9 protein-coding genes are annotated in these 11532 nt (G+C 71.8%); 2 read left to right on the top strand and 7 right to left on the bottom strand.

The window, feature by feature from the left end; all coding sequences use genetic code 11:
* Positions 1-381 precede the first annotated feature (381 nt).
* Positions 382-1200, bottom strand: coding sequence for a carbon-nitrogen family hydrolase (locus ACFYR0_RS10590; protein WP_389324440.1), 819 nt, complete (start codon positions 1198-1200; stop codon positions 382-384).
* A gap of 185 nt (positions 1201-1385) precedes the next feature.
* Here ACFYR0_RS10590 and ACFYR0_RS10585 point away from each other — a divergent pair, with 185 nt between their 5' ends.
* Positions 1386-2210 (top strand): maleylpyruvate isomerase family mycothiol-dependent enzyme, encoded by an 825-nt coding sequence (locus tag ACFYR0_RS10585; RefSeq protein WP_389324437.1) that lies wholly within the window; start codon positions 1386-1388, stop codon positions 2208-2210.
* 204 nt (positions 2211-2414) lie between these two features.
* Here the strand turns inward: ACFYR0_RS10585 and ACFYR0_RS10580 are convergent, their stop codons facing one another.
* Positions 2415-3716: a nitrate/nitrite transporter gene (locus ACFYR0_RS10580; protein WP_389324434.1), complete on the bottom strand. Its 1302-nt coding sequence runs from the start codon at positions 3714-3716 to the stop codon at positions 2415-2417.
* A complete protein-coding gene (locus tag ACFYR0_RS10575) occupies positions 3713-4363 on the bottom strand; it encodes a GntR family transcriptional regulator (protein ID WP_386384571.1) in 651 nt (216 codons plus the stop codon). Before ACFYR0_RS10575 ends, ACFYR0_RS10580 begins: the two co-directional genes overlap by 4 nt.
* Positions 4364-4547: 184 nt before the next feature.
* Here ACFYR0_RS10575 and ACFYR0_RS10570 point away from each other — a divergent pair, with 184 nt between their 5' ends.
* Positions 4548-5459: a D-alanyl-D-alanine carboxypeptidase family protein gene (locus ACFYR0_RS10570; RefSeq protein WP_389324431.1), complete on the top strand. Its 912-nt coding sequence runs from the start codon at positions 4548-4550 to the stop codon at positions 5457-5459.
* A 96-nt stretch (positions 5460-5555) separates the two neighbouring features.
* On the opposite strand, the gene ACFYR0_RS10565 is transcribed toward ACFYR0_RS10570, so the two are convergent.
* The 4 genes from ACFYR0_RS10565 to ACFYR0_RS10550 form a co-directional block, all read right to left on the bottom strand.
* Positions 5556-6980: a dihydrolipoamide acetyltransferase family protein gene (locus ACFYR0_RS10565; protein WP_389324428.1), complete on the bottom strand. Its 1425-nt coding sequence runs from the start codon at positions 6978-6980 to the stop codon at positions 5556-5558.
* 10 nt (positions 6981-6990) lie between these two features.
* Entirely contained in the window at positions 6991-7971 is a 981-nt protein-coding gene (locus tag ACFYR0_RS10560; RefSeq protein WP_389324425.1) for an alpha-ketoacid dehydrogenase subunit beta, read from the bottom strand.
* Between the two features lie 2 nt (positions 7972-7973).
* The gene (pdhA, locus tag ACFYR0_RS10555; RefSeq protein WP_389324422.1) at positions 7974-9161 is read right to left on the bottom strand and encodes a pyruvate dehydrogenase (acetyl-transferring) E1 component subunit alpha; all 1188 of its coding nucleotides are present in this window, start codon (positions 9159-9161) and stop codon (positions 7974-7976) included.
* A 658-nt stretch (positions 9162-9819) separates the two neighbouring features.
* Complete coding sequence (locus tag ACFYR0_RS10550; protein WP_389324419.1) at positions 9820-11391, bottom strand: protein kinase; 1572 nt, start codon at positions 11389-11391, stop codon at positions 9820-9822.
* Between the last annotated feature and the right edge of the window lie 141 nt (positions 11392-11532).

Below are 11532 nucleotides of genomic sequence, written 5' to 3'. Positions count from 1 at the left end.
GCGGGATGCCGGTCGGGCAACGGCGGAAAGCCAGGGTCCGGCAGCCGGTCCGGCGGCGGGGCCGTCCGGACCCAGTGGCACGGAGCCGGTCCGGCGGCGCGGAGCGGACCGGCGGCGCAGGGCCAGGGTCCGACAACGGCGGGATGCCGGTCGGGCGGCGGGGCCGTCCGGACTCGGCGGCACGGAGCCGATCCGGCGGCGCGGAGCCAGGGTCCGGCAACGGCGGGATGCCGGTCGGGCAACGGCGGAAAGCCAGGGTCCGGCAGCCGGTCCGGCGGCGGGGCCGTCCGGACCCAGTGGCACGGAGCCGGTCCGGCGGCACCGAGCCAAGGTCCGGCAACGGCGGGGAGCCGGTCCGGCGGCGGGGCGGCTCCGGGCCGGTCAGCGGCGGGGCGGCTCCAGGCCGAGGACGCGGTCCTTCAGGGCCGGGAACTGCTCCCGGGTCGCCGCCACCCTCGTCATGTCCAGGTCGACGGTGAGGATCTCCTCGTCCGGCCCCGCCTGCGCGAGCACCTCGCCCCAGGGGTCGACCACGATCGAGTGACCGGCCTGCGGGACTCCGGCATGCGTCCCGGCCGTTCCACAGGCGAGGACGAACGCCTGGTTCTCCACCGCCCGCGCCTGCGCCAGCAGCGTCCAGTGGGCCCGCCGCCGCTCTGGCCAGCCCGCCGGGACGACCAGCGTCTCGGCCCCGGCGTCGACGAGCCCGCGGAACAGCTCCGGGAAGCGGAGGTCGTAGCAGGTCGCCACGCCCAGGGTCGTCTCCGGCAGACGGACGGTCACCAGTTCCCCGCCCGCGCTCATCAGCACGGCCTCGCCCTTGTCGAAGCCGAAGCGGTGGATCTTGCGGTACACGGCGGCCAGCCCGCCGTCCGGCGCGAAGACGAGCGAGGTGTTGTAGAGCGGGCCCTCGTCCTCGGCCGAGCCGGGGCCGGAGGTGCCGCGTTCGGGGACGGAGCCCGCGTGCAGCCACACGCCCGCGTCGCTCGCCGCCTTCGCCATGGCCTCGTACGTCGGCCCGTGCAGCGGCTCGGCCCCGCTCCCGAACTCCTCGTAGGCGAACGCCCCGGTGGTCCACAGTTCCGGCAGCACCACGAGGTCGGCTCCGGCCTGTTCCCGCACGAGCGCGGCGACCCGCTCCCGGCGTGCGGCGACCGATTCGCCCTCGTCTACGGCGATCTGGAGAAGGGAAGCGCGCACAGTACCACCGTCCTGGCATTCGAGTTGTCCACTCGGGCCTACGATCGTCACACGAAAGCACTGCCGGGGTGCCTCGGAGCAGCGTAACTTAACGTCTCAAGCCACCCGCCGACAGCCGCCGCCACCTCCCACTGGCAACGCCGCCATAACCTGCCCGTGCTCCGACCGCCGAGGGGTCCCGTTCCGTGAGTCTGCATCCCACCCTCCAGCCCTACGCCGACGCCTGGACCCACTCCATCGACGCGATATCCGAGCTCGTGCAGGGGCTGGTGGAGGCCGACTGGAACCGCCGCACGCCGTGCCCGGCCTGGTCCGTGCGCGACGTCGTCTCCCATGTCATCGGCCTGGACTGCGAGATGCTCGGCGACCCGCGTCCGATCCACACGCTGCCGCGCGACCTGTTCCACGTCTCCAACGATCACCAGCGGTACATGGAGATGCAGGTCGATGTCCGCCGTCACCACACCGCGCCGGAGATGACCGCCGAGCTGGAGTACACGGTCATCCGCCGCAACCGCCAGCTGCGCAACGAGTCCCGCGACCCCGGCACCAAGGTCCGCGGCCCGCTCGGCACGGAGCTGACGCTGGAGCAGGCCATGCGCGGCCACGCCTTCGAGGTGTGGGCGCACGAGCAGGACCTGCGCACCGCCCTCGGCCGCCCCGGCAACCTCGACTCCCCCGGCGCGCACATCGCCCGTGACCTGCTGCTGGAGGCCCTGCCCGACGTGGTCGCCGGGCGGGCGAACGCGCCGCGCAGCTCGGCCGTCGTCTTCGACGTGCACGGCCCGGTCGAGTTCCTGCGCACGATCCGCGTCGACATCCAGGGCCGCGGCACCCTGGAGACGGCCCCCGCCCTCGGCCCCGCCGCCGCCTTCACCCTCGACTGGGAGACCTTCGTCCGCCTCGCCTGCGGCCGCGTCACCCCCGAGGCGGTAGCCGACCGCGTCAAGGCGGAGGGCGACCCGGAACTGACGAAGGCGATCCTGACGAACTTCACGGTGACGAGGTAACGGCCCGACGCGAGTTCCGGGTGGTGGGTGGGCAAAGGCCCCGGGGGCCGGGGGCGGAGCCCCCGGCAACTCCATGACGCCAGTTCCGGGCGGTGGGAGGGCAAAGGCTCCGGGGGCCCGGGGCGGAGCCCCCAGCTACTCCCCGACGCGAGTTCCGGGCGGGCGGGCAAAGGCCCGGTGGCCCGGCACCAGCGCCGCCCCGCCTCACACAGGGACGTGAACAGAGGACACCCGGCTGGCGACCAACCGCTCCCGCTCCCGCAGAGCCGCGCGCCGCCGCAACCGCAGTATCTGCGACACCCCGAGCCCCTGGAGCAGGAACACCACGGAGAACGCGACCCGGTAGTCACCCCCCGTCGCGTCCAGCAGCACCCCCACCGCGAACAGGGTGGTCATGGAGGCGACGAAGCCCCCCATGTTGGTGATGCCGGACGCCGTCCCCTGCCGCTCCGGCGGATTCGCCGGCCGCGCGAAGTCGAACCCGATCATCGACGCCGGCCCGCACGCCCCCAGTACCGCGCACAACGTCACGAGCAGCCACATCGGCGCCGCCGCCCCGGGCCAGTACAGCGTCACCGCCCACAGCAGCGCCGTCGCCCCCACGGTCCCGAGCGCCAACGGCAGCCGCGCCCCGTGATGCCGGGCGACGATCTGGCCGTAGACGAGCCCCACCGCCATGTTGGACAGCACGACGAGCGTCAGCAGCGCCCCCGCCGTCCCCCGGCCGAGCCCCTGCGCCTCGACCAGGAACGGCAGCCCCCACAGCAGCAGGAACACCATCGCCGGGAACTGCGTCGTGAAGTGCACCCACAGCCCCAGCCGGGTCCCCGGCTCCCGCCAGGACGCCGCGATCTGCCGTCGCACGTAGGCGCTCCCCCGATGCGACGGCGGCTCCGGCTCGTGCCCCTCGGGGTGGTCCCGCAGGAACAGCAGCAGCAGCGCGAAGACGACCACGCCCGCCAGCGCGCTGCCGGCGAACGCGGCCGTCCAGCCGACCTCGTGCAGCAGCCGGGCCAGCACCAGCGTGGAGACGAGGTTGCCGGCCATCCCCACCAGCCCCGCGAGCTGCGCGATCAGCGGCCCGCGCCGCGCGGGGAACCACCGCGTGCCGAGCCGCAGCACGCTGATGAACGTCATCGCGTCCCCGCACCCGAGCAGCGCGCGCGAGGCCAGCGCCGTCCCGTACGAGGGGGAGAGGGCGAAACCCAGCTGCCCCGCCGTGAACAGCACCACCCCCAGCCCGAGCACCTTCCTGGTGCCGAGCCGGTCCACGAGCAGGCCGACGGGTATCTGCATCCCGGCGTAGACCAGCAGCTGGAGGATCGAGAAGGTCGACAGGGCCGAGGCGTTCACACCGAAGCGGTCGGCCGCGTCGAGGCCCGCGACCCCCAGCGAGGTACGGAAGATGACGGCGACGAAGTAGACGGAGACGCCGACGCCCCAGACGGCGACGGCGCGCCGCCCGCCGGGAGGGTCGCCCGGCAGCGCGGGTGCGACGGCGCTCATCGCACCTCTCCCCGGGCCAGGAGGGAGAACCAGCCGACGTGCCGGTGGACCCGCTCGACGGCGGCCTCCGCGTCCCCGGCGCGCAGCGCGTCGAGGATCTCCTGGTGCTCGGTGATGTTCTTGGCGATGCGGTCGGGATGGGAGTGCATCACGGCCACGCCCATGCGCAGCTGCCGGTCGCGCAGCTGGTCGTAGAGGCGGGAGAGGATCTCGTTGCCGCCGCTGCGGACGATCTCGGCGTGGAAGCAGCGGTCGGTGACCGCGACGGCGGCCAGATCGCCCTCGGCGGCCTGGCGCTTCTGGCGTTCGAGCAGCTCCTCCAGTCGCTGGACCAGCCCGGCGGGCGCGGGGACGGCCTTGCGCGCGGCGTGCTCCTCGACGAGCAGCCGGGTCTCGACCACGTCCGCGATCTCCTGCGCGGAGACGGGCAGCACCAGGGCGCCCTTCTTCGGGTAGAGCCGGATCAGTCCCTCGACCTCCAGCCGCAGCAGCGCCTCGCGCACCGGGGTGCGGGAGACCCCCACGGCCTCGGCGAGCTCGCCCTCGGTGAGCAGCGTGCCGCCTTCGTAACGGCGGTCCAGGACGCCCTGTTTGACGTGGCTGTAGACGCGTTCGGCGGCGGGTGGTTGCTTCACGGCCATGGTCATGGCGACAGGATAGATACAACACGTACGCATGCGGACCGTCGTCCAGGATGCGGACCCGAATTCCCTGAAACCGGAGCACAACCATTCACTGCTCCCACGTGTCTCACCCGTGCGGCCCTGTTTTCCCCTCCCAATGGGGCCACGACAAAAGAGACTTGACACTAAATTCGGGGTAATTCTCTTGATGAGTAGCATTTCGGGCGCCCGGATCCGCAGGGCCATCACGGTCGGGCTCACCACCGGCGCCATGATCACCGCGGGCGCGGTCGCCGCCGCCCCCGCACAGGCCGTGACCGTGCCCACGATCACCGCCAAGGGCGGGTTCGTGATGAACGGCGCGACCGGCGCGACGCTGTACACGAAGTACGGCGACACCAAGAGGCTCACCGCCTCCACGACGAAGATCATGACGGCCAAGGTCGTGCTCTCGCGGCTCTCGCCGGCGACGAACGTGACCCTGGACACCAGGGTGACGATCCGCCGGGAGGTCAGCGACTACATGGTCGCCGAGGGCTACCCCTCGACGGCCCGCCTGATCGTCGGCGACAAGGTCACCGTCCGTCAGCTCCTGTACGGGATGATGCTGCCCTCCGGCTGCGACGCCGCCATGGCCCTCGCCGACAAGTTCGGCACCGGCACCACGGTCAAGGCCCGCACCGCGAACTTCATCGCCCGGATGAACAACATGGCCAAGACCCTGGGCATGACCAACACGCACTTCGACTCGTTCGACGGTCTGAGCAACGGCGCCAACTACTCGACGCCGCGTGACCTGACGAAGCTCGCCCGCAGCACGATGACGAGCTCCACGTTCCGGGCCGTCGTGAAGACGAAGTCGTACACGGCGAAGACGATCACCAGCTCCGGCTCCACCCGCACGATGGCGCCCTGGAACAACACCAACACCCTGCTCGGCTGGAACGGCACGCTCGGCGTCAAGACCGGCTCCGGCCCCGACGCCAAGTACTGCCTGGTCTTCTCCGCCACGCTCAACGGCGAGCAGGTGGTCGGCGCGGTCCTGTCGTCCTCGTCCGAGGCCAACCGCACCGCCGACGTGAAGAAGCTCATCACCTACGGCTACGCCCGCATCAGCTGACGCCCCGACGCACCCGCGTCACCGGCCCGGCACACACGACAAGGGGCCCGTCGCCTCCACGGCGACGGGCCCCTTGTCGTGTGTGCGACTACCGGCTCACGCCCAGGTGATCAGCCGCTTGGGCTGCTCCAGGACCGCCGCGAGGTCCGCGAGCACCTTGGAGCCGAGCTCGCCGTCGACCAGGCGGTGGTCGAAGGACAGCGCCAGGGTGGTCACCTGACGCGGCTTCACCTTGCCCTTGTGGACCCACGGCTGGAGCTTGATGGCGCCGACCGCGAGGATCGCCGACTCGCCCGGGTTGAGGATCGGGGTGCCGGTGTCTACGCCGAAGACGCCGACGTTGGTGATCGTCACGGTGCCGCCCTGCATCGCCGCGGGCGAGGTCTTGCCCTCGCGCGCGGTGGACACCAGCTCACCGAGCGCCTCGGCGAGCTGCGGCAGCGTCTTGTCGTGCGCGTCCTTGATGTTCGGCACGATCAGACCGCGCGGGGTGGCCGCGGCGATGCCCAGGTTCACGTACCGCTTGAGCACGATCTCCTGGTTCGCCTCGTCCCAGGACGCGTTGACGTCCGGGTTGCGCTTGATGGCGACCAGCAGGGCCTTGGCGATCAGCAGCAGCGGGTTGACCCGCAGCCCCTGCATGTCCCTGTCCCGCTTGAGTTCGTCGACGAGCTTCATCGTGCGCGTGACGTCGACCGTGACGAACTCGGTGACGTGCGGCGCGGTGAACGCCGAGCCGACCATCGCCTGCGCCGTCATCTTCCGCACGCCCTTGACGGGGACACGGGTCTCCCGCGCGGTGTCGTACGACGCCGCCGGCGCGGGCGCGGGCACGGAAGCCGCCACGGGGACCGGGGCCGCCGCCGGAGCCGGGGCCTCCGCCTGCGGGGTCGCCGCCCTGTGCACGTCCTCGCGGGTGATGATGCCGTCCGGGCCGGTCGGCACGACCGTGGCCAGGTCGACGCCGAGGTCCTTGGCCAGCTTGCGCACGGGCGGCTTGGCCAGGGGACGCCCGAGCGCGGGGGCGGCCGGAGCCGCAGGCGCGTGGCCGTTCAGCTCGCCCTGCACCGCGGCCTGGACCTTGACCGCGGGAGCCTCCGCGCCCTTGCGCGGGCGGCGCTTGGTGGAGCTGGCGGCCACGCCGTAGCCGACGAGCACGGGCTGGCGGCCCTGCGGCTCGGCGGCCTCGTCCTGGGCGGCCGGAGCAGGCGCGGCGGCGGGGGCCGCGGCAGGCGCCGGGGCCTCGGCCGGAGCGGCCCCGCCCGACACGTCGACCGCGATGATCGACGTGCCCACGTCGACCGTGGTGCCCTCGGGGAAGTGCAGGGAGCGCACCACACCGTCGTAGGGGATGGGCAGTTCGACGGCCGCCTTGGCGGTCTCGACCTCGCACACCACCTGTCCGTCGGTGACGGTGTCACCGACCTGGACGTACCACTTGAGGATCTCGGCCTCGGTGAGTCCCTCGCCCACGTCGGGCATCTTGAACTCGCGCACGGACGCTTCAGTCATCGTCGTCACGACCCTCTCCTCAGTACGCCAGGGCACGGTCGACGGCGTCGAGCACCCGGTCCAGGCCCGGCAGGTACTCCTCCTCCAGGCGGGCCGGCGGGTACGGGGCGTGGTAGCCGCCGACCCGGAGCACCGGGGCCTCCAGGTGGTAGAAGCAGCGCTCGGTGATCCGGGCGGCGATCTCCGCGCCGGAACCGAAGAACACCGGCGCCTCGTGGACCACGACCAGGCGGCGGGTCTTCTCCACCGAGGCCTGGATGGTGTCGAAGTCGAGCGGCGAGACCGAACGCAGGTCCAGGACCTCCAGGGACCTGCCCTCCTCGGCGGCCGCGGCGGCGACCTCCAGGCAGGTCTTCACCATCGGGCCGTACGCGGCGAGCGTGAGGTCCGTGCCCTCGCGGGCGACGCGGGCCTTGTGCAGCTCGCCCGGGATGGCGTCGGTGTCGACCTCGCCCTTGTCCCAGTAACGGCGCTTGGGCTCGAAGAAGATGACCGGGTCGTCGCTCTGGATCGCCTGCTGGAGCATCCAGTAGGCGTCGGAGGAGTTCGCCGGGGTGACGACCTTGAGGCCCGCGACGTGCGCGAAGAGGGACTCGGGGGACTCGGAGTGGTGCTCGACGGCGCCGATGCCGCCGCCGTACGGGATGCGGATGACGACCGGCACCTTCACGGCGCCGAGCGACCGGGCCCGCATCTTCGCGAGCTGGGTGACGATCTGGTCGTACGCCGGGAAGACGAAGCCGTCGAACTGGATCTCCACGACCGGCCGGTAGCCGCGCAGCGCGAGTCCGATGGCCGTGCCGACGATGCCGGACTCGGCGAGCGGGGTGTCGATGACCCGGTCCTCGCCGAAGTCCTTCTGGAGGCCGTCGGTGATGCGGAAGACGCCGCCCAGCTTGCCGACGTCCAGGCCCATGATGACGACCTTGGGGTCGGTCTCCAGGGCCTTGCGCAGCGACTCGTTGAGCGCCTTCGCGAGAGGAAGTGTCTGAACAGCCATGATTACTCGGCCTCTCCGCCCGCGAAGGACGCCTGGTAGGCGGCGAACTGCGCGCGCTCCTCGTCGACGAGCGCGTGCCCGTCCGCGTACACGTTGTCGAAGATCGCCATGTGCTCCGGGACGGGCATGGCCCGGACGACCTCGCGGACGTGCTTGCCGAGCGCCTCGCTCTCCGTCTCGAGCTCCTCGAAGAAGGCCGCGTCGGCGTGGCCCTCGTTCTCCAGGTAGGCCTTGAGGCGCAGGATCGGGTCCTTGGCCTCCCACGCCTCGCGCTCCGCGTCGCGGCGGTAGCGGGTCGGGTCGTCCGAGGTGGTGTGGGCGGCCATGCGGTACGTGAACGCCTCGACCAGCGTCGGGCCCTCGCCGCGCCGGGCGCGCTCCAGGGCCGCGCGGGTCACCGCGAGGCAGGCCAGGACGTCGTTGCCGTCGACCCGGACGCCGGGGAAGCCGAATCCGCGGGCGCGCTGGTAGAGCGGGACGCGGGTCTGCTTCTCGATGGGCTCGGAGATCGCCCACTGGTTGTTCTGGCAGAAGAACACGACCGGGGCGTTGTAGACCGCCGAGAAGACGAACGACTCGTTGACGTCGCCCTGGCTGGAGGCGCCGTCGCCGAAGTACGCGAGCACGGCGGAGTCCGCGCCGTCCTTGGAGATGCCCATGGCGTAGCCGGTGGCGTGCAGGGTCTGCGAGCCGAGGACGATCGTGTACAGGTGGAAGTTGTTGCTGTTGGGGTCCCAGCCGCCGTTGTTCACGCCGCGGAACATGCCCAGCAGGTTGGTCGGGTCGACCCCGCGGCACCAGGCGACGCCGTGCTCGCGGTAGGTCGGGAAGACGTAGTCGTCGTCGCGCAGCGCCCGGCCGGAGCCGATCTGGGCTGCCTCCTGGCCGAGCAGCGACGCCCACAGGCCCAGCTCGCCCTGGCGCTGCAGGGAGGTGGCCTCGGCGTCGAAGCGTCGGGTGAGCACCATGTCGCGGTACAGGCCGCGGAGCTCTTCGGGGGTGATGCCGGCGACGTACTTGTCGTACTCGGCGTTCTTGACGCGCTCGCCCTCGGCGGTCAGCAGCTGCACGAGCTCGGGCTCGTCGCTCTTCCTGCTGCTCGCGCGGGTGGTGCGCTTCGCAGCGGTGGTGCCGGCCTTGCTTCCGGCGCCGCCTCGCGGCTTGCGCGCGGCAGTGCTCTCCACGCTCACGTGTGCTCCTCCGTCGGTCCGGCTCCCCGGGTTCGCCGGGCTGCCTGGGGGTCCCCCCAGCTCCGTTCAGGAGCCTGGGGGAGCGGCTCACCTGTGGGGCCTACGGGGCGCACGGGGTGGGTGCGGCTCGTAGGGGACAGGCGTGACAGGTGCCCCGGCGAGCACCCTGCAAAAAGCACGTTACCCAGTGCGCCACATTTCTGTGAAACGCCTCCTGACCTGCGATTTTGCTTGGATTTCCAAGTAAATCGCGAATGCCGGGAACAACTCCTGGTCACAGCCTTGCAGGGGGCCGGAACTACGGCACGTTATCCCGGTGAACCGGGCCACGGGAAGAGTCTTCTTGGAGTGACACCCAGGTGAACCAACCGGTCAGTAATAAATAGGGGCTGTCTGTTTGTACGGTTCCGACGGCAGTTCGCTCCCCCTTTTATCAGGGGCGCACATCCGTTCCCACCAGGGCGGGGAGGATTCGCACCCGTTCGGGTGAACGGTCTTCGGCCGATGCCCTCGGCGAGGACCCGCACGGCGGAACGGCAGGGACCCGCACGGCGGAACGGCGAGGACCTGGACAGCGGAACGGGGCCTCACGCGTGCGCGTGGAGCCCCGTCCTCACGTGCTCTGCGGGTGCCGTCCGGCCCCCGGTGCCGCCTCGCCTCAGCCCGCGACGCCGCCCGCGTCCGCTCCGGCCGTGCCCGTCGGCTCGACGTCGGTGGGCTCGGGGGTCGGCTCGACGTCGGTGGGCTCGGGGGTCGGCTCCGGGTCCGTCGGCTCGGTGTCCGTCGGCTCACCGGTCGGCGAGGTCGAGGCCGAGACGGAAGGCGTCCACGACGGGGTCGGGGTCGGGGTGTAGTCCCAGCCGCCCCCGCCGCCGTTGTCGTCCTCCGTCTGCTGGTTCGTCGGCTGCTCCTCGGTCGCCTCGTCGGACGGCTCCTCGGTCGCCTTGTCCTCTTCCTTGGTCTGCGAGACCGTCGGCGTCGGGGACTTGCCGGAGCCGCCCCCGCCGTCACCGGCGTTCTTCACGGCCAGCGCGACACCGCCCGCGATGGCGATCACCGCCAGGACGGCCAGGATCCACAGCTTGCCGCGGCCGCTGCCGCGGTTGCCGTGGCCCTCGAAGCCGCCGTCGTCGCCGCCGTGCCCGTAGGGCTGGAGGATCGGCTGCGGGATCTGGGTGGTGCCCGACGCGCCGTCCATCGGGTGCGGCAGCGCCGTCGTGCCCGCCATGCCCCCGGCCGGGGTGTGCCGGCCCTCGTGCATGTCCACCGGGCCGGTGTTCCAGGTGCCGGTGTGGCCGCCCTGGTCGTAGAGCATCTGGAGGGCGTACTGCATCAGACCGCGCATCTCCTCGGCGGTCTGGAAGCGGTCGTCCGGCTCCTTGGCCAGCGCGCGCATCGCCAGGCCGTCCAGCTCCGGCGGCGAGGCGTCGGAGACCTCCGACGGCGGCACCGGGATGTCCTGGACGTGCTGGTAGACCACCGACAGCGGGGTCTCGCCGACGAACGGCGGGCGCAGCGCGAGGAGTTCGTAGAGCAGGCAGCCGGTCGCGTACAGGTCGGAGCGGTGGTCGACGGCCTTGCCGAGGGCCTGCTCAGGGGACAGGTACTGCGGGGTGCCCATGACCATGCCGGTCTGCGTCATCGTCGTCGACGCCCCGTGCAGGGCGCGGGCGATGCCGAAGTCCATGACCTTCACGGCGCCGTTGTGCGTGATGATGACGTTCGCGGGCTTGATGTCGCGGTGCACGATGCCGTGCTGGTGCGAGTAGGCCAGCGCCTCCAGCACACCCGACACGATGATCAGGGCCTGCTCCGGACCCGGCGCCTCGGCGTTGAGCAGCAGGTCGCGGATGGTGCGGCCCTCGACCAGCTCCATCACGATGTACGGCACCGCCTGGCCGCCCACCTGGTCCTCGCCGGAGTCGTACACGGCGACGATGGCATGGTGGTTGAGTCCGGCGACCGACTGTGCCTCACGGGTGAACCGGGCCTTGGAGACCGGGTCTTCGGCGAGGTCGGCGCGCAGCAGCTTGACGGCGACGGTGCGGCCGAGGCGTACGTCCTCGGCGGCGAACACCTCCGCCATGCCGCCCCGGCCTAGCCTGCCGGTCAGCCGGTACCGGCCGTCCCCGACAAGCCCTCCGTTGCCCCAGACTTCCGGCGCGTCCGACATGCCGCCGCCAGTCGCCTCGGGTTCGGACGGGCCCTGAGCGCGCTGCTGCTGTGCCATCAGTCCTCGCCGTCGTTTCTGCCCGCGGTGCGCGCGGTGTTGTCACGGTCTCCGTCGGCCACGCTACAGCCTCCGCGCGAGCCACCGGTCCGGCTTGGCCCCCTCACGGGCAGGAGACGGACCGGTCATCAAACCGTGGTT

Origin of the sequence: Streptomyces sp. NPDC005017 (genome assembly GCF_042873115.1) — a bacterium.
In the GTDB taxonomy this organism is placed as follows: domain Bacteria; phylum Actinomycetota; class Actinomycetes; order Streptomycetales; family Streptomycetaceae; genus Streptomyces.
Note: the sequence above shows the minus strand (reverse complement) of the source record. Positions and strands in the feature narration are given on the sequence as shown.